Here is a 19,037-nt window from a genome sequence, read left to right on the forward strand (position 1 = left end):
TTTGTGTCGAATAAATTCTGTTTGACCAGAAAAACAGAAATATAAGTCTCAATGTGGAGAAAAATCTCTAAAAAAGGCGCTTACGCATTAATATTTAAGTATGAAGATACTATCTTTCAGCGTAAGCAACCATCGTAGTTTTCGAGATGGATTCTTTTTGGACCTAACAAATGGAACTCTCAAAACAAACACTCTACGTCCAGGAGAAGAATGGACTGACTATACGCTGCCTGTTGCTGGAATTTTCGGAGCAAACGCTGCTGGAAAAACGGCAGTAATCGATGCTTTTAACTATGTAGGATCGGCCATCGCAAATTCTGGAACTGCTTGGCAGGGTTTTCCAAATATGCTGCGAGCGCCCTTCGTTTTAGATGCAGAATCTGAGCGTGAGCCAAGCACATACGGGCTAGACTTTGTGCTTGATCTGGAAGACGAATTTCCAGGAATTCCAAAAGGACAATATCGTTTCTGGTACGAATTCGCAGTTGACGAAAAGGGAGTTGTCGGCGAACACCTGGACATCTATAAAAGCCGCAGACCTACCTTGCTTTTTGATCGGCATCGTGAGGGTGGAAACACTCCACTAAAACTTGGTCACGGAATGGGAAGCATTGAAGTAGCTCCTAAGGAACTCGTTCTTTCGCGCGCCCTGCAACTGGAGAAGGGGCTACTGTCCGAAATTGCGAAGAAAATCCTGGGGTACTTGACGATTTATCGAGTGGGCGATCAAGCCATGCAGCAAAGGCTGGATTCAATCGCTACCGAGCTTAAAAGCGGTGATCTGCGGCTTGACGATCTTGTTAGTCTGGCTCGAGTTGCTGACGTCGGAATCGAGAAAATTTTTGTCGAAGAGACGGAAGCCCCCGAAGAATTTTCGAAATTCGTTAGAGAATTGCACCGGAGAATGCAGCGAGATTCTTCTGCAGACAACCAGGAAGAATCTCTCAAGCCGGAAGACATTGACGAGAATTTGATCATTAGATCACTACGATTCAAACATCGATCAAGCGGAAACCCCGCACACAAATTTGAACTTGCCGATGAGTCTTCCGGCACTCTAGCTTGGCTTGCGCTTGCAGTTGATGTCGTAACAAGACTACGAGAAGGGGGCGTATTGTGCGTTGACGAGCTGGACACGAGCTTGCATCCGTATCTTGCTGCTCTAGTAGTCTCGGTTTTCCAATCGCCTGAATACAATCCTCACGGAGCGCAATTAGTGTTTACCTCACACGATACGACGCTACTTGGACAGCAATCGGAAACAAATCTCAGCAAGAGACAAGTTTGGTACGTCGAAAAGGACTCTAACGGGGTATCAGATCTGTACTCTCTGGCGGACTTTGCAGACGTTGGCAAAAAAACCAATTTTGCGAAGCAGTATTTGGAAGGCCGATTCGGTGGCGTGCCCAGGGTGGCTCCAGCACTCTTGTGGCAGCTGGTCCATAAAGACGATGTTTGGGACGCAAACAAAGTGGAAGCGATGTCTTAGTGTCTAGGGGAGTAAGGGGGCGCAAGGTTCGGAAGCAACGCAAAATGCGCCCACGAGTGTTGGTAGTGGTTGAAGGTTCCAAAGGAAAATCGGAAGAAGTCTACTTTCAACGCCTCGATCAGGAGTTGAGATACGATGTGGCACTTACCGTTGTAGCTGGAGCAGGGGAGCCAACAAAGGTGCTCGATGCGTGCAACCAACGTATCGAACGAGAAGCCAGCAAGGTAGGTGACGGAAGTATACCTTTCGATTATTGTTTTCTGGTCATGGATGAAGACAATCACCCACATCTCAATGACGTTCTCGAACAGTGTCGCCAACTCAATTTTGATGCTCTCGTTACGAATCCAAAATTTGAGTTATGGCTCTTGTGGCATGTTGAAGATTGCAAATTTGTGAGTTCGTCAGTACTTGATAAGCGTGTCAAAAGTAGATCGTTGGTTAGTGGCAAGAACGGCAAAGAACTTGCCGGAAGTTTTCCCGTCAAGGATTACGCTGCGGCAGTTGAGCGAGCAAAGAAAGCCTGGCGAGAAATGGCTTCCAATGAGGTAGGTCCGAACCCGTCTAGTGGAATCCCTGTATACCTAGAAAAACTAGATGCGATCTCTTCCCAAAATAAGAAATAATAGCTACTCAGTTTCTTCCGTAAATCAAAAGTGGTGGGACAGTTCAACTGAACTGTCCCACCACTCGACTGAGTTTTGCTGAACTCGTTTACTTCTTCAGCTGGCGTTCCTTCTCCAGCTCATTTTCATAAGCGGGAAGATCCAGCAGACCATTACCGGACAGGCCAATCACGATGACCTCGCCGTCGCGGGCCTCGCCAGACTTGATGTAGTTCAACGCGCCCGCAACAGCGTGCGTGGACTCCGGAGCCGGAATGATGCCCTCCGCGCGAGCAAACTCCAGGCCCGCAGCGAACGTCTCATGCTCACCAATCGCAACCGAATCAAGTAGGCCCAGCGACTTAGCGTGAGACACCATCGGGCTCATACCGTGATAGCGCAAACCACCAGCATGAATCGACGGCGGCACAAAATCATGACCGAGCGTGTACATCTTCATGAGCGGCGTCATACCAGCCACATCACCAAAGTCGTAGCGGAACTCGCCCTGAGTCATCGACGGGCAAGCCTGCGGCTCACACGCAACCACCCTCGTGGTCTTCCCATCGCGCAAGTTCTCACCCAAGAACGGGAACGATAGGCCAGCCAAGTTTGAACCACCACCGGCGCAACCGAACACCACGTCAGCCTGCTCTTCGCCGGCCTCACGCAACTGCTCAATCGCCTCCAGACCAATCACCGTCTGGTGCAACATCACATGGTTCAAAGCCGAACCGAGCGCATAGTGAGCTCTATCCGACTTCAGAGCAACCTCTACGGCCTCTGAAATCGCCATGCCAAGCGAACCCGTAGTGTCCGGATCCTGCTCCAACAGCTTGCGACCGGCCTCCGTTAGCGTAGACGGCGACGGATGACACGTGCCGCCATACGCCTCCATCTGCATGCGACGGTACGGCTTCGCGTCGAACGAGGAGCGAACCTGGAACACCTCGCATTCAAGCCCAAACATCGCGCAAGCCATCGACAAAGAAGCACCCCACTGGCCAGCACCAGTCTCGGTAGTTAGCTTCTTCATGCCCTCAAGCGCGTTGAAATACGCCTGCGCAACCGCCGAGTTCGGCTTGTGCGAACCAGCGGGAGACACTCCCTCGTACTTGTAATAAATCTTCACCTTCGTATCGAGCGCCTGCTCCAACCTACGCGCACGAACCAAAGGCGACGGACGCCAGCTCGCATACACCTCGCGAACAGCCTGCGGAATCTCGATCCATCGTTCGGTGGAAAACTCTTGTTCCACCAACGCTTTGGAAAACAGAGGATGCATTTCCTCTGGCTTAAGTTCCTCACGAGTCTGGGGATTCAAATGCGGAGCCATCGGCTCTGGGAAATCAGCAGTGAGGTTGTACCAATGCGTGGGGACTTTCGACGGAATTGCAAACTCGAGCGCGTCAGTAAGCGCATGTTTCTGTACCAATTTCATCCCCTTTACTCAAGATAAAGCTGTTCTCGCAAGGCCTTTCCTAGCGAGTGGCAATAATGCCGCCTTCAACATTACGCACCAGGCAATGAACAAGACGACACGTTCCAAAGGATGATATTACGAGTGGCGAAAATTAGCGAAGAATGCCAAGGGCCCTTGCCCGGTGCAGGAGCTCGAAGCCGTCCTCGCCAACCACCACCGGGATTTTTGGGTCAAGAGATTTGATCAGTGGGCCCAGCTCCTCGCGTGGATCGGGCGCGCCGTGATTCAAAACCTGCTCTGTCGTAGTCAAACTGCGAACAAAAATTGCCGCCACATTCTGCGGATACTCCCGCGCGAACTCCGTATAAATTGAGGGGTCGTGCTGGCCATCATCACCAACCAGAACCCACTTCACCCACGGGAACATTTCGGCCAGCTCACGCAACTGTGAACGCTTATGCTCCCGCCCAGAACGAAACCAACCCGTCTGAGAAGGCCCCCAATCCGTCATCAGTGGCGTGCCCGTAGGGAAGTTTGACCGGAACAAGAACCGGCGCAAACTCGGTGCCACATTCCATGCTCCCGTAGACAAATAAACCGCGGGAGCCGGTAGCGTTCCAACGCGCCCCCTCGACGTTTGCATATGCGAAATCTGCTGCAACAAGTTCGCCATTCCCGGCACCGCCTGGCGTGACGACACGTACGTGAAAAATGCATTCTTTGCTGCCACCAGTGGACGAGGCAACCACGACACCATCACCGTGTCATCCACATCCGACACGAGGCCAATGCGTTCCTGCTCCGAAACGACTCGAACCGGCACCGCAATCGGGCGTGAGGCGCGCACGCGCTTTTCGCCTCGCGCGATCTCATCGGGCTTCAGAGCCTGCAACGTCGCCGCATGCCAGCCCGGCTCCAACCCGTGATCCTCGACCATAAGATCCACATAGCCGCCACGATCCGTATAAACCAGCAGCTTTCGGCTACCTACCGTCACCAGCACCGGCGCTCTCGGCACTTGCGCGTCCACAAACTGACGCCACCCGCGTTCACCGCGCATATGGGATGTTGTGTTCGTATCGTCGCCCTCGTCGGCGCCAATAGCGTCTTTAACCACCTCGCCAAACGCGTGCGGAAGCCTGTCTGCCGCGCGGGAATGAAGCTGATACCAGCTAGGTAAACCGTGCCGGTTAGCCCAAACCTCGTACTTTTCTTCAAAATACGTAGGGGCCATCAACGCCCTGGCGATGATGCGCACGCGCTGCGCGTTTCCGAAGCCGCCGTACGCGATAAGCTCTGGGCGCCAACCCAAATCCGAAAGCGTGCGCGCTACCTGCGTGTTAAACGCGTCTTCCAGCCGAGTGACAGCAGTTAAAAGCACGACCTCAGTCTATCGACTTTCGCGGCCGGCGCTTCCACAAACCCCCAAGACCCATACGGCGCGAACGCACCTGCACCGGGATCCGCGCCCGCTTCTTATGCGAGGTGGCCCGCAATGCCGGAATCGCAATCAGAGAAATCGTAACCATGACCCACGCGAAACCAATTGCCGTGTGGAAACCGCCCACGTGTCCGCTGTGGTCAACCACGCGGCCAGCCAGTGCCGAACCCAGCGAACTACCCACATTCATAGCCGTGGACATCCACGTGAGGCCCTCCGTTAAACGCCGCGGCGGAACCGCCTTTTGTACCATTGCGGTCACGTTAATCATCGTGGGCGAAATGGAGAATCCCGTGAAGAACAAAATGACGCCCAGGCCGATTATCGTCTGCGCAAAATACGTGAGACTTACGCCCACTGCCAGCAGGAAAACCCCACCGACAAACAATTTCCACAATGGGATCGACGTTGCCCTCGCCCCATAAAGGAGGCCCGCCAGCATAGAACCGAACGCGAACACGCCAAGCAGGACGCCAGCCGTCGCTTTTTGGCCCATGGATTCGGTAAACGCAACCACCGAAATATCGATTGAGCCAAACATTGCGCCCGCACCCACATACACCAGAGCCAACGCAATCATTACCGGTTGCGCCATCACGGAGCCTTTAGGGCCGTGAATACTTGAGGTGGAAATAGGCGGTTCCGTTGCCCGCTGCGACAATAGCCAGAACCCGCCAGAAATAGCGAAGATAAAAGCTAAAACCATACCCGCAACCGGGTTGACGTTAGCCGAAAGAATCGTTGCCAAGATCGGGCCGATCATAAACACGACCTCGTCTAGCGTTGCCTCCATCGAAAATGCCGTGTGCAACTGCGCCGGATTTTTTACCGCTACCGTCCACCTCGAACGCACCATCGAACCAAGCGAACCCGAAGTTGCACCCGAAACTGCTGTCAAAACGTACAGGTACACCACCGGAGCATGCATGGCTGCCGCAACGATCAATCCCAACAAGCTGGTAGCAGACACCGTAACCAGCGGAATCATCACGCGCGCCTGCCCAAAACGGTCAACCAAACGCGCCACAAACGGGGCACAAATAGCAAACGCAATAATATTCGTTGCCCCCACCTGGCCCGCCAACGTATATGAGCCATACAGTGTTGAAATCATCAAAATCTGCGAAATTCCGACGATTGACATGGGGAAACGGGCAATCAAACCCGCCAACGAAAATTTCAGTGCCCCCGGAATCGACAAAATTTCGCGGTAAGAATTCAACACAAATGCAGTCTACGGCAAAGCAGTCCGCACAGACCTCACAGGACTAAAAAACAACAAAAACGTTCCGGGTACGCATCAAAGACACGTACCCGGAACTACAACTAACCGAACGCGCTAGCAAACCCGCTAGGCTGCTCGGCTCTCAAGCCGTAAAGGTTTAGGCCAGAGCCTCCTTCACGACCTCCTTTGCTTCCTCCAACACCTCTTGCAGGTGGTCCTCGCCCTTAAAAGATTCCGCGTAAATCTTGTACACGTCCTCCGTGCCAGAGGGGCGAGCCGCGAACCACGCGTTCTTTGTGGTCACCTTTAAACCGCCAATAGCGTTGCCATCGCCCGGAGCGTTCACCAAACGAGCCGTGATTTCCTCACCCGCAAGCTCCTGCGCCGCCACGTCCTCCGGCGCCAACTTCGCAAGCTTCGCCTTCTCTTCACGCGTAGCCGCATTGTCAATACGCGAGTACGAGGACGCGCCGAAACGCTCCACCTGCTCCCGATGCAACTGCGACGGAGTCTTACCCGTCACCGCGATAATCTCCGCAGCTAGCAGGCACAGCAAGATGCCGTCCTTATCCGTGGTCCAAACCGTGCCGTCCTTGCGGAGGAACGAAGCGCCCGCGGACTCCTCGCCGCCAAAACCGATCGTGCCGTTCATCAGGCCCGATACGAAGTACTTAAACCCGACCGGAACTTCAATCAGCTTGCGACCAATGCTCTCAACCACGCGGTCAATCAGAGCAGAGGACACCAGCGTCTTACCCACCGCCGTGTCCTTGCCCCAACCCGGACGATGCGTGAACAGGTACTCGATCGCAACAGCCAAATAATGGTTGGGGTTCATCAGGCCATCCGGTGTAACAATGCCATGCCTATCCGAATCCGCATCATTGCCCGTAGCAACATCAAACGGAGTCTTACCGGACGCATCCGGCTTCATGCGTTCACGAACCGATGCCATCGCGTAAGGGGAGGAGCAATCCATGCGGATCTTCCCATCCCAATCCAACGTCATGAACCTCCACGTCGGATCGACCTTCGGGTTAATCACCGTGAGATCCAGACCGTAACGCTCCGCGATCGCGCCCCAGTAATCCACGGACGCGCCGCCGAGGGGATCTGCGCCGATACGAACACCGGCCTCGCGAATCGCATCAATGTCGATCACGTTCTCGAGGTCATCGACATATTTCTTCAAATAGTCGTAACGATGTACGTGCGGGTCCTCTAGCAAATCCTGCGAACGAGCGCGCTTTACCTTAGACCAGCCGCCCGCCAAAATCTCATTAGCGCGGTTCGCAATCCAGCCCGTCGCATCCGAATCTGCCGGACCGCCGCTTGGAGGGTTGTACTTAAAACCACCATCACTAGGCGGGTTGTGCGACGGCGTAACCACGATGCCATCAGCCAACCCTGGGCCGGACGTGCGCAGACCCTGTGCAGACCCCGCGCCGTTAGCCACGAGAATCGCGTGCGAAACCGCCGGAGTGGGCGTGAACGATCCTCGCGAATCGATCTGAACATCCACACCATTTGCCACCAGCACCTCAAGTGCCGACCTCCAAGCCGGCTCTGACAGCGCGTGCGTATCGCGGCCAATAAACAACGGACCGTCAAAACCCTGACTTGCACGGTACTCCACGATCGCCTGCGTTGTTGCAACAATGTGCGCCTCATTAAACGCGCCATCAAGCGACGAACCGCGGTGCCCAGACGTGCCAAACACGACCTTTTGCGCAGGGTTATTTACATCGGGCTCAATCTCGTAATAAGCGGATAGAACCTCATCAACATTAATCAAATCTTCTGGTTTAGCCAGTTGGCCAGCTCTTTCATGCATACCTACAAGTGTGGCAGGTGTCACTGAAATTTTCATCCTTGTTTCAGCAGATAAACATCGCCGGCCCCGCATGCTTTGTTTATTGGCTTCACGCCGGTAACTTTGGGCTAGATCGAAACCATTCACCAACTTAGGAGACCCACATGGGAAAGAAATCACGACGCAAAAAAGTAGCGTCCGGCAAACCGATTCGCCCCATCATCGCGCACGTCGCACGCCCCTTTGAAGGTATGAGCGCCGAAGCTGACCTCGTTGCCATGCGTGAAATTATTCCTGCCGCCACCCTTGCAGCGCAGACCACGGCAGAATACGGATCCGAACCCTTCCTTTTCGCCTCCATCCTTCCCAACGCCGTTCCTGCCCTCGTACGCGAAGACGGACAGATCCTCATCGGCCTGCAAACCCGCTCCTCCAGCCGCGACATCGGCCACGACCTCGGCGTCGCACTCAAAGCAGCCCTGGAGCGCAAAACCAAAATTGAGCAAGGCGAAGCCGAATATGGCCCCGTGCCAGTGGACGTGCGCGACGCCGGACCGCGCATCCCCGACATGATCGAAAGCACCCAACCGATGGAGCTACAAAACGACCTCGGATACTGGATCGCCGACGGCCAGCGCGACGAAGAAGTTGAAGCCGCCATCGCGCAAACCTCTGCCGAACTCATCCCCACGCGTGTCATTCCCGGCGTGGCCAACACCTACTGGCACGACATGGGCAAACACTTTGTGCGCTGGATCCGCCTCGAAGACGAAGATAAACTCTTCACCGCCCTTGCCCGACTCCAAGCCGCAGGTGAACTCACTCTTGCTGGTGCACACTTCATCGGCGCATTCCGCGCCCTCGGCCTGTCCATCCCCGTATTCGAATTCGAAAACGAGGTAGACCCAGGCACCCTCACCGAACCCGTAACGGAACTCGAACGCAAACTCGAAGCCGCGCTCGCGGAAACCCAGCCGCTAACGGACGACGAAAAACGCGCCCGCGCAGGCCTCGTATCCCGTCAAGTATCCCTATAAAACGGGTTAAACCACGGGGCGGGAACGGACTAAACTAGACGCATGAGTAACTCCGGTCCCGCCCCCTCAACCAGTCGCGTCAGCGAATCACTCAAACAACAACCCGAAAAACATAAAGTTGCGGTCATTATTCCCGCCCGCAACGAAGCGCGCCGCATCTCCCACACCGTGCGTGCATGCCGGGCGCTACCGGGCGTTGACCTCCTCATCGTTGTAGACGACGGATCTGAAGACAACACCGGCGACCACGCGCGTCAAGCCGGAGCCGTCGTCGTGCGACACTCCGTCACCCGCGGCAAAGCCTCCGCCCTTGAAACCGGAGTCAAAGTTGCCGCCATGCGAGACCTCGCCAAAGGCCTACCCCGGCACCTGCTATTCCTCGACGCCGACCTTGGGGAAAGTGCGCTGGAGGCAACCTCCCTCATTGACGCCGTGCAACGCGGGATCTGCGACTGCGCCATCGCCACACTTCCCAAACAAAAAGGAGCAGGCGGACACGGATTTGTAGTTGGGCGCGCCCGCAAATCAATTCGCCGCGCCACCGGCTGGCACGCCAACGCGCCACTGTCCGGGCAGCGCTGCATCACCCGCAAAGCGGTTAACGACATCATGCCTTTTGCCCCCGGGTGGGGCGTTGAAGTAGCCATGACTATCGACCTTCTAGTCAAGGGCTACACCGTGCAAGAAATCCCCTGCGACTTCACGCACCGTGCTACCGCCAACGACCTCATGGGGTACATGCATCGCGCCGACCAATTCAAAGACGTCTGGAAAGCCACGGCGCTACGCCGCGTACACCGCCATCGAATTCCCGTTCGCGAGCGAGTACAGGCGGCTATACGGCAAACCGCGGGCTCTCCGTACAACGCGTACGAGAAATTTGTAGACGACGAGCAAGAATAGACACCAGCGCGGGCGCTGCAATCGCAACGGTGTCCACCACAATCAGCAAACCTGAATCGTTAATCGGTACGGCCACCAGCGCACCCACAGCTATGCCGGCCGCCACTGCGGCTAAACCCGGGGGAGTGGCTTCACGCAGGGTTTCCAGGTGCGGATTCGGTGAGGGGGCAGGGTCCATTTCGCCGGTTTGGGGCGGCTCTTGGTGAGTATCAGCGGGTAGCTTTTTGGTGCCCTCGCGCGGTTCGAACAGCTTTCGGGCAAAACGCGCCCCAACCACCACGAGGATCGCCGCTGCTGCGACTGCCGCCAAAATCAGCGGATTTCCGGCGAACGTAGTTGCCATATCGCGGGCCTTATCCGCTACCAAAGTGAGCGTTTCTGGCGAACCAAAATTCTTCCAGAACAGGCCGATGTGCGAGGGCGAAGCCGACCTCGCATCCAGGGCTCCCGTAAAAATCATTGCCACGGTTGTCAGCAAAACCCACCAGGCGGCGTGCTTCCACCTCGGGCGAATACCGCGCACCATCAAATACGCAATCCCAAACCCGGCGATAATCCCCGCAGGTCCTCCAAAATCAGCGCCCCAAAACGGCAACGCATCAATCGCCAGCACGCCCACGCCCATAGCGGCGACGCCGCGCGCCGCCTCCTGCCTCTTATCCGGGAAACGATCCGCTATCCAAGGGAGCGTTGCTATCAGCGCCGCAGCCAACAAGATCACGTACGACCGGTTAGAAATGCCGTAAAACCGCCTGGAAGCGAGCGTCATCGAACCGAAGAAACCATCGCGCTGCAAATGCGCCCCCGACGCGATATCCACCGCCACCAACAGCACAGTCAGTGCCGCGAGGACCGCCACCGGCTGATTCGACGAACGCGCCAGTGCCAAAAGCGCTGCAGCAATGGCGAAAACCAGCAAAATCGGCAGAAGCGGATTAGTAGAAAGTCGCCACCACGGAACCAGATTTGCGATCATCGCCGCCGGAACCACCGCGAAAGCAAGCGCATTCCACACCGCGATATTTCTCCAAATCCACGCCGGCGCCTGATCTTTTGCCGGCTTGCGCACAAAATGCGTCAAACCAGCTAACACTCCAATCAAAAGGAACGCACCCCACCCGGCAAAAAATGGCGTCAATGAACCTCGCGCCGCCATAGCGTGGGTGGCCTCATCCATTAATTGGGTGTGTGCGGCGCTTACCGACTTGGGCTCCACCTGTACCGGCCCGCCCGCAACCAAATCACGCACATCTCCCAACGTTGCCAAACCCGCCGAACGAGTCGCCGATGAGTAGAAGAGACCGGGGGTAGCTGTTTCCGGGGCAGGCGCGAGGCTGGTTGTTGAGGTTTCGGCGCCGGTGCTGGTTGCGCTTGATGTCGCTTCGGTGGTGGTTGCATCAATCACAGCGCCAAATTGCAGCGCCGGGCCTGGCTCACTGCGACCAACGGAAGCGAGCACCACGCGCACCGTGCCAGGATTCTGCCGCTCAAACTGCGCGTACGCCGCCAAAACCGCCTCGATCCGCGCATTCACCTCATCAACCGACAAACCCGTAGGGCCAGCCGTCGCAGAAGCGCCGCTAGCGTCAGCAACGTCAGAGGGGCCGCCGTAAGGATCAGCAGCGTTCATACCCGCTTTATCCCACCCCGCATCAACAAACACATTCCCGTGCGATTCGCGAAGAGCCTGCAACACAACCGCGCCCAACTCATCCGCCCTGCCCGGCGCGGGCAACCAACTAGCAACCTCGCCGCTCTGGCTCGCAAGAACCAGGGCGGCTCCCGGACCAACCCCAACGCCGGCAGCCGGCTCGGCCGGCCACTTCACGCCCCGAGTTATCTGCTCAAAATCCCGCACCTTCGCCCTACCGGGCGTGCGCGCCTCGTCCTCAACAATCACGTCTAAGAACGGTCGGCAAACACCACCGCGAGCCTGTCTTCCCTCATAATCAACCGCATTTCCAGGCGTGCGAACCGACATCCAACCATCAACCGGACACGTATCCGGACTCGACGTGCGCGTATGCAGATTCATCAGCGCGGCGCCATGCCCCTCCAGCGCGTTCAACACGCCCGGCGACACATTACCGGCCTCAATGCCCGCGACGCCCACAAACAACGTGCGAACCGGCTCCTGCGCCACCGCAAACGGCGACGCCACCAAAAACGCGAGAGTGAAAGCCGTAACAAACCTCAAAAAACGCACCAAAACCACCTGAAAATAAACAAGAACAAAACTAACTGTATAAGGTGAAAGCCGAGAAAAGGAGGCGCCGTGCACACTCACACCAACACGACAAGCGCGCAAACGAAGCCACTCAAAATTGCTTTCCTTGGCCCATTCGGCACATTCACCGAACAAGCCCTTTGGCAAATCGCGCCCGAGAACGCTGAAGCGGTGCCGTGCACATCCGTGCCCCAAGCGCTCGACCTCGTGCGAAGCGGGCAAGCAGACCGGGCCGTCGTGCCCATCGAGAACTCCATCGAAGGTGGCGTCAACGCAACCATCGACTCGCTCTCACACGGATCTCCCCTCGTAATCGAAGCCGAAATGGTAGTCGAAGTATCCTTCGAACTCGCCATCAAACCTGCCGCTGATGGAAGCATCCCCAACATCCAACGCATCGGCACGCACCCCCACGCGTGGGCGCAATGCCGCAAATGGGTAGCCGCCAACTACCCCGATGCCGTGCACGTGCCCGCCACCTCCACGGCAGCAGCCGCGCGCCTCATCGCCGAAGATGAAAACCCGGGCTTTGACGCCGCACTCTGCGCCAAAACCTCTGTTGAACGATACGGCCTGCGCGCTCTTCACTCCAACGTTGCAGACAACCGGGGTGCAGTTACGCGCTTCGTCCTGGTTGCGCCCCTTGGAAACGTTCCTCCAGCCACCGGCGCCGACAAAACCACCGTGCAAGTGCGCCTCCCCGACAACGAGGCCGGCGCCCTGCTCTCAATGCTCGAACAGTTCGCAGCGCGTGGCGTCAACCTCTCGCGTATCGAATCACGACCAGCCGGAGGGCCCCTCGGCTCCTACGAATTCTCCATCGACATCGAAGGCCACATCAGTGAAGAACGCGTAGCCGCCGCCCTCATCGGCCTGCACCGCACCTGCCCGCAAGTACGCTTCATCGGATCCTACCCGCGCGTTGATGGACAGCGCCCAACCATTAAAACCGGAACCAAAGACGAAGACTTTGTAAATGCGCGGGCGTGGATAGCCGGCCTGATGAACGGTACCAACAACTAGACGCGCAAAAAAGAGCTTGCCAGCCTGCGATTACGCTCCAGGCGGGCGGCCTCACGGCGAGTACGCTCCGCCAGTACCGCGGCAATAAACTCCTCGTCACCAACCCCCGGTGGCGGGCCCGGAAAAACATACTCGCGAAGCTCTCCCGCTATACCCGCCAACAGCCTTGCGCGGGCCTGCTCATCAAACTGCGCGCCGCGCATCAACAACGAGCGAGCATTACGCGCCAGCTCCGGGGGCAACCTGCGCAAATCCGCACTTTGAATCCACGAGGGGGTAGCGGGAGCCTCATGCGCTTGAACAATCGCGTCAGCACGCTTACTCGCAGCCTCAACCGCACGCGCGCCAACCCGCTCCTTAATCACCACAGTGCCCGCAGCTAAATCACCCAAACGACGATTCTTTGGGTCAATCAGCGCGGTGGCCGCGGCAAGACCACCCATCGTTGCCCAAATCTCAACCAGGCCGACCATCGCCCGAATTGCCGCCTGCTGCATACCAACGCGACGCAAATCCGAGCGCACAACCCTGGTGCCAACCACAAAACGGCCCACAGACTTTCCGCCCGTAGCCGTCTCAATCAAAACCGGAGCCACGAACACCGCGAAAACAACTAAAAAAATGAACAGTGCTTCCTGTGCGGCGCTGGCATTAGAAAACAAATAATTAAACTGGGCGACCGCCACCCAAATCAAAATGGCAACCGACAACCCCACATCTATGAGGGCTGACAACATGCGCAAGCCAATGCCCGCAGGCACCACGTCCAGCGCCACTCCCTCACCAGTTATAACCGTCGTCGCCTGACTATCCATGACACAAACGATACCTTCTAGTAATCTTGGCGCATGGATTTGGACGCATTCGTCAGTGCAAACAAAAGTACTTGGGCAAGGCTCACAGTGCTTGCAAACAAGACCGTATTAACCCCAGACGAAGCTTGCGAACTCATTGACCTTTACCGCAGCACGTCCACACACCTGTCCATGATTCGGACAGGAGCGCCCGACCCTCAACTCGCCAAAGAGCTCTCCGCCCTCCTCATTCGCGCTCGCGGCAAAATGGCCGGCAAAAACCGGCGCGTCCTCACCTCTATCGCCGAATTCTTCACAACCACTTACCCAGCCGCTCTCTACCGGTTTCGCGCCTGGTGGATCAGCGCCGGCGTCCTCGCCATCCTCTTTGCCCTTGCCGTCGGCTGGTGGATCTACGCGCACCCCGAACTACATGAGCAACTTGGATCATCCTCTTCAATCCTGCAATACGTTCAAGAAGACTTCGAAAAGTACTACACGAAGGATCCTGACGCGGACTTCACGATGCTGGTGTGGTCAAACAATTGGTACGTTGCTGCGTTGACACTTGCGTACGGAATCACCGTGATTGGAGCTGTGCAAATACTGATTAGCAATATGGCGAGCCTTGCCATCGCGGGAGCGCTAATGACGTTCCACGGGTACGGCACCACTTTCTGGACGTTGATCCTGCCTCACGGTCTGCTAGAACTGACCGCTATATTCGTATCTGCCGGTACCGGCTTAGGCCTTTTCTGGGCCATAATCCAACCCGGCTCGCGCACCCGCCTCGAATCCTTCGTCCGCACCGGACATCAGGCTATTCACGTGCTTTTTGGCCTCCTGCTCACTCTCTTTATCTCCGGCTTCACCGAAGGCTTCGTCACCGCCTCGAAAGCACCTTGGCAGGTGCAGGTAGGATTCGGAGTGCTCATCTGGGTCGCGTTCCTCATCTACGCCCTCGTTCTTGGGAAAAAGAAACAAGACTTGGCCGAATCAAGTTTGAAACTGCCCGAACAAGTAGCGGTCGAGTAATCCGAAGCGTGTGGCTACAGCAGGCCGCGCGACTTCAAATTCAAGTAGTGATCCACAACCGCCATGGACAGTTTTGAGGGCGGGGCTTCAACCACAGTGATGCCTGCAGAGGCGAGGGCTTGGGCAGCCTTTTCCCGCTCGGCGCGCGAAAATTCTGTGGCGGCCACAAAGTACGGGTCCTCGATGTTAACTTCCTCTTCTGCTTTGTGAAGTTGCGGGTCGGAGGCGTTCGCAATCACTACGCGCGTGTGCTTCGCAAGGTTCAACAACGCGGGCAGTAAAGATTCTTCCAGCACGGTCACGTCAAGGGCGGTGAATAGAACCACAAGCGACATCTTGTTGCCGAAAGCCGTTAGTTTCCCAGCAATCTGAGCCCAGTTCGCTTCAACTAAAGCAGGGTCAAGAGGTGCCATTGCGGATGAAAGCTCGCCCAGCACGGTTGTGCGAGACGGGCGAATCACTTGCGCCCTAATGGCCGCATCGGCTGCTATCATACTGATCGAATCTCCAGCTTTTGCAGTCACAGCGCTTAGCAGAAGAGCGGCATCTAGATTCACGTCGAGGCGAGTTTGGTTGCCCAGCCGCTGCGCGCTCATACGTGAAGTGTCAATAACCATCACAATGTGGCGGTCACGCTCCGGCCTCCACGTGCGAACAATAACGTCCTTTGAACGTGCGGTTGCACGCCAATCAATGGAGCGCTGGTCATCGCCATCCACCCATTCGCGCAGGGAATCAAACTCGGTGCCCTGACCGCGCGCACGCGCAAGAATTTGTCCGGTCATCTGCTGCAGTTTTGCTAGGGCTCCAGGCAGAAGCTGTTTTGATGGAAACTCCGGTAGTACGCGGATTGTGCCCGGCAGGTCGAACGTGGTTTGAATAGCGGCGAGGCCGAGAGGGCCCCACGAACGTACGGTAACCGCGTCAGCTTTCAGGATGCCTCGCCGGGTAGGAAGCAAAGCGGTAGAGAAATCCTCGGACTGGCCGGGGGAGAGCTTGAACTTATGGCGGTTCCCCGTGGCTCCGGCGCTGGGTTGCCACGCATCACGCAAAACCCCGCGCATCGTCCGATTCGCTCCTCCCACGTGGATAACCGAGACGGAGCGTTCATTAGCACGAACTGTTTCAGGTGCTTGTCTGGTTATCTGAAGTTTGCGCGGTGAGGGAGCTAAAATCGCGTCAACCAGTGTGAGGACGATGACGAACAGTAACCACGTTGCGAGGGTTCCAGGGGTGGGCGAAAGCACGATCGGGATGATCCCGATCGCAACTAGTGCCGCAACCCTGCTGGAAACTGTCATCGTGGTACCGCGATTGAGTCCATGACGGTTTGTAGGACGGAGGCGGCCTCAACGCCTTCCAGTTCGGCTTCAGGGCGAAGCATGAGCCTATGTGTAATGGTTGCGGGGGCCATCTGCTTGACATCATCCGGGGTGACGAAGTCTCGTCCGGACAACCACGCCCAGGCCCTCGAGGTGGCTAGGAGCGCAATGGCGCCGCGCGGGGATAGGCCGAGCGAGAGGGAGGGGGCCACGCGCGTTGCCCGCGCAATGTCCACGATGTACTTCTCTACCTGGGGGTGCACTTCGACGGCGGCTACGGCTCGGGTTGCAGCCTCGATATCGGAGGCGGATGCAACGGGTGTTATGCCGGCGGCGTCTAGGTCCGAGGCGTCAAATCCGTTCACGTGACGGTTAAGGATCTCGGTTTCTTCCTCATAACTGGGTAGGTTCACCTGGACCTTCAACATGAAGCGGTCCAGCTGAGCTTCGGGAAGTGGATAGGTGCCCTCGTACTCGATGGGGTTCTGCGTGGCTGCAACCATGAACGGGGAAGGCAACGGTTTCGATTCGCCGTCAACCGACACTTGGCGTTCCGCCATGGCTTCAAGCAGTGCTGCCTGTGTTTTTGGAGGCGTGCGGTTGATTTCGTCAGCGAGAAGCAGGTTGGTGAAGACGGGGCCTTCGCGGAACTTGAACTGTGACGTCTCGCGGTCGTATAGCAGCGATCCAGTGAGGTCGCCGGGCATGAGGTCGGGGGTGAACTGCACGCGTTTGGTGTCGATGGATAGCGACTTAGCTAGTGCGCGCACGAGGAGGGTTTTAGCGGTTCCTGGCACGCCTTCGAGGAGCACGTGTCCGCGCGTGAGGAGGCCAATGACGAGGCCGGCTACAGCGCCGTCGGATCCGACAACGGCTTTGGCAACTTCTGCGCGCACGCGCAGTAGGGCTTCCCTTGCATCTTGCTCGGTCATGAAACCTCCTGAATGAGCTGGTCAATTTTATGTGATCGCTGGGTAAGTTCTTTTTCGTTTAAAACGTTCGCGTCGTACAACAGTGTGTGTAGTTCGCTGGTTGGCGTGTTGAGTTTGGCGGCCAGAGTGTTGGTGAGTTCCTCTTCGCTGGCCCGATTAGGCAGGTAGAGGGCTCGGCGTAGTTTACGGCGGGCACGCGATTGGATGAGAGACATGGCCCAGCTGGCGTGTTTGCCTTCACGGGCGAGGCTGGCGCGCGCCTCTTCAATTTCACTGGCGCTGATGATGACCGGTAGCGGTTCGCGGGCGAGCGGGCCGAGCCGCCTACCTTTGGCAATCATGAGGGCGAGGGCAGCGAATAGCAGTGTCATGCCCGCCCAGAACACCCACGGAGGCAGGAGTTGCCACAATGGTGCGTTTGCCGGTGACTGCTGCTGGATGTTTGGCCGCTCGTAGTGGAATACGGCTTTGGGGTTGGCCCCGTAAAGAGTGAGGGCAAGCGCGGCATTGTCGAGGTTTTGCACGTTGGCGTTGGTAAACGCTGCGGGGTCCGAGACGAGGATGTATTCCGGGCCGTCTTCGGCAGGCCAAATGCTGAGGAAGCTACCGTTATCGGTGCGGAAACACTGAATAGCACCGGGGGTTTGGTGCTCGCGCACGATGGTGATCGAGGCGTTCTTAGCTTTGCCGATGTAGGGCAGGCACGTGCTACTGTTTTCGTTGACGCCGGGCATCGTGACGCCGTTGGTGTAGCTGTCAATGTCGAGGCCGAATTCTTTGAGGCGGTAGTCTTGCACGCCAAATAGGATCACGCGCCCGGCCTGCTGTGCTTTGGTTTTGAGGCTGTCGGTAATGTCAAACCAGTCCAGGCCATCATCTAGTAACACGAGCGTGGTGTCGCGATCGACGGCGCCGATGTCGCTGTCTTTGTAGGCGATTTTGGTTTGTATTCCCTGTTTTTTAAGCACCTCGATGACGGCTTTGGTGCCGCTTCGCCCAGGGGATTCGGGTTCGTAGTCCCTGTATTCTCCCTGCGTGTTAATCCCCTTGGCGGTGATGACGAGCACCAGCAGGATGAATATCAGGATCAGCGGCAGCCAAGTTTTGTTGAAAGTTTTGAGCGTCATTCCGCGCGCGGTTGCGTTCATGCGCTCACCTGCGTACTTAGGCGTTTTTGGATTTCGTTGTCGAGGGCGAGCATGGCATCCACGTCTTGTGTGGTGACGGTGCCAACGGTTTCGAGCCGGTAGGTGGCAACGTCGAATTTGGATGCGCAACGAGAAATATCGTTCTTAAGGTCGGGATATTCGTGGGCGATGAGGCGGGTGATGTCGCCTGTGGTGCGTCCGGGTGCGGCGGTGGCCGCGGTTTTGTCGAGTCGAACGATGATGGCGCGGAACCCGGCTTTAAGGGCTTCGGTGGGGTCCGTGTTTTTGAGGTCGAGGGCGCGGCGGCGGTGCTCGTCGGCGCTGAGGGAGGTGAGCTCCTGGGCCGCGCTGATCGTCTTTTGTTCGCGTCCAACTCTGGCGTAAACGCCGATGATGAGGGCAATGATGACCACTGCGATGATTGCAAGAAGCATCCAGTTGAAGGTGCCTTCTGCGGTGCGGAATACGGTTGTTCCGATTTTTTGAAGGAGCCAGTCGAAAATGCTTTGCAGTCCGCGGCCTTCCAGGTATTCGCTCTTGCTGAGTTCACGGTGCAGAAGCTCGCGCGCCTCGTCCGGTGTGGGTTCGAGGGCGAGAGCTACGTGCGCCACGAGTGTGTT

The 19,037-nt window shown here is 56.9% G+C and carries 16 protein-coding genes; 6 read left to right on the forward strand and 10 right to left on the reverse strand.

Annotated elements, in window-relative coordinates; genetic code table 11:
• The first annotated feature begins 100 nt into the window (after positions 1-100).
• The gene (locus HMPREF1628_RS04645; RefSeq protein ID WP_034508570.1) at positions 101-1,489 is read left to right on the forward strand and encodes an AAA family ATPase; all 1,389 of its coding nucleotides are present in this window, start codon (positions 101-103) and stop codon (positions 1,487-1,489) included.
• Positions 1,489-2,115, forward strand: coding sequence for an RloB family protein (locus tag HMPREF1628_RS04650; protein ID WP_034508573.1), 627 nt, complete (start codon positions 1,489-1,491; stop codon positions 2,113-2,115). Before HMPREF1628_RS04645 ends, HMPREF1628_RS04650 begins: the two co-directional genes overlap by 1 nt.
• Before the next feature lie 88 nt (positions 2,116-2,203).
• Here the strand turns inward: HMPREF1628_RS04650 and HMPREF1628_RS04655 are convergent, their stop codons facing one another.
• The 4 genes from HMPREF1628_RS04655 to pgm form a co-directional block, all read right to left on the reverse strand.
• Positions 2,204-3,535, reverse strand: coding sequence for a TrpB-like pyridoxal phosphate-dependent enzyme (locus HMPREF1628_RS04655; RefSeq protein ID WP_034508575.1), 1,332 nt, complete (start codon positions 3,533-3,535; stop codon positions 2,204-2,206).
• Between the two features lie 133 nt (positions 3,536-3,668).
• The gene (locus HMPREF1628_RS04660; protein WP_034508578.1) at positions 3,669-4,898 is read right to left on the reverse strand and encodes an App1 family protein; all 1,230 of its coding nucleotides are present in this window, start codon (positions 4,896-4,898) and stop codon (positions 3,669-3,671) included.
• A 4-nt stretch (positions 4,899-4,902) separates the two neighbouring features.
• On the reverse strand, positions 4,903-6,183 hold the full coding sequence (locus tag HMPREF1628_RS04665; RefSeq protein WP_034508581.1) for an MFS transporter: 1,281 nt from the start codon (positions 6,181-6,183) through the stop codon (positions 4,903-4,905).
• 157 nt (positions 6,184-6,340) lie between these two features.
• Positions 6,341-8,017, reverse strand: coding sequence for a phosphoglucomutase (alpha-D-glucose-1,6-bisphosphate-dependent) (gene pgm, locus HMPREF1628_RS04670; protein WP_034508585.1), 1,677 nt, complete (start codon positions 8,015-8,017; stop codon positions 6,341-6,343).
• Between the two features lie 143 nt (positions 8,018-8,160).
• Between pgm and HMPREF1628_RS04675 the strand changes: the two genes are divergently transcribed.
• Both HMPREF1628_RS04675 and HMPREF1628_RS04680 read left to right on the forward strand, forming a co-directional pair.
• The gene (locus HMPREF1628_RS04675) at positions 8,161-9,033 is read left to right on the forward strand and encodes a DUF5926 family protein (protein WP_034508588.1); all 873 of its coding nucleotides are present in this window, start codon (positions 8,161-8,163) and stop codon (positions 9,031-9,033) included.
• Positions 9,034-9,075: 42 nt separating this feature from the next.
• Entirely contained in the window at positions 9,076-9,936 is an 861-nt protein-coding gene (locus tag HMPREF1628_RS04680) for a glycosyltransferase family 2 protein (RefSeq protein ID WP_083311311.1), read from the forward strand.
• Here HMPREF1628_RS04680 and HMPREF1628_RS04685 read toward each other — a convergent pair.
• Positions 9,869-12,142 (reverse strand): hypothetical protein, encoded by a 2,274-nt coding sequence (locus HMPREF1628_RS04685; RefSeq protein WP_156956882.1) that lies wholly within the window; start codon positions 12,140-12,142, stop codon positions 9,869-9,871. The two genes, HMPREF1628_RS04680 and HMPREF1628_RS04685, sit on opposite strands and share 68 nt — an antisense overlap.
• 69 nt (positions 12,143-12,211) lie before the next feature.
• Between HMPREF1628_RS04685 and pheA the strand changes: the two genes are divergently transcribed.
• On the forward strand, positions 12,212-13,186 hold the full coding sequence (pheA, locus tag HMPREF1628_RS04690; protein ID WP_034508593.1) for a prephenate dehydratase: 975 nt from the start codon (positions 12,212-12,214) through the stop codon (positions 13,184-13,186).
• On the opposite strand, the gene HMPREF1628_RS04695 is transcribed toward pheA, so the two are convergent.
• On the reverse strand, positions 13,183-14,001 hold the full coding sequence (locus tag HMPREF1628_RS04695; protein ID WP_084703235.1) for an RDD family protein: 819 nt from the start codon (positions 13,999-14,001) through the stop codon (positions 13,183-13,185). The two genes, pheA and HMPREF1628_RS04695, sit on opposite strands and share 4 nt — an antisense overlap.
• An 87-nt stretch (positions 14,002-14,088) precedes the next feature.
• On the opposite strand from HMPREF1628_RS04695, the gene HMPREF1628_RS04700 reads away from it, so the two are divergent.
• The gene (locus tag HMPREF1628_RS04700; RefSeq protein WP_232219385.1) at positions 14,089-15,015 is read left to right on the forward strand and encodes a stage II sporulation protein M; all 927 of its coding nucleotides are present in this window, start codon (positions 14,089-14,091) and stop codon (positions 15,013-15,015) included.
• Between the two features lie 14 nt (positions 15,016-15,029).
• On the opposite strand, the gene HMPREF1628_RS04705 is transcribed toward HMPREF1628_RS04700, so the two are convergent.
• Genes HMPREF1628_RS04705 through HMPREF1628_RS04720 form a run of 4 tightly spaced genes read right to left on the reverse strand, consistent with a single transcriptional unit; the run spans position 15,030 to position 19,028 of the window.
• A complete protein-coding gene (locus HMPREF1628_RS04705; protein ID WP_034508600.1) occupies positions 15,030-16,316 on the reverse strand; it encodes a DUF58 domain-containing protein in 1,287 nt (428 codons plus the stop codon).
• Positions 16,313-17,269 (reverse strand): AAA family ATPase, encoded by a 957-nt coding sequence (locus tag HMPREF1628_RS04710; protein WP_034508603.1) that lies wholly within the window; start codon positions 17,267-17,269, stop codon positions 16,313-16,315. The genes HMPREF1628_RS04705 and HMPREF1628_RS04710 overlap by 4 nt, the downstream gene beginning before the upstream one ends.
• On the reverse strand, positions 17,266-18,417 hold the full coding sequence (locus tag HMPREF1628_RS04715) for a DUF4350 domain-containing protein (RefSeq protein WP_034508607.1): 1,152 nt from the start codon (positions 18,415-18,417) through the stop codon (positions 17,266-17,268). Before HMPREF1628_RS04715 ends, HMPREF1628_RS04710 begins: the two co-directional genes overlap by 4 nt.
• Positions 18,414-19,028: a hypothetical protein gene (locus HMPREF1628_RS04720; protein ID WP_034508610.1), complete on the reverse strand. Its 615-nt coding sequence runs from the start codon at positions 19,026-19,028 to the stop codon at positions 18,414-18,416. Before HMPREF1628_RS04720 ends, HMPREF1628_RS04715 begins: the two co-directional genes overlap by 4 nt.
• Positions 19,029-19,037 lie beyond the last annotated feature (9 nt).

Source organism: Actinomyces sp. S4-C9, from assembly GCF_000758775.1.
Lineage (GTDB): Bacteria > Actinomycetota > Actinomycetes > Actinomycetales > Actinomycetaceae > Gleimia > Gleimia europaea.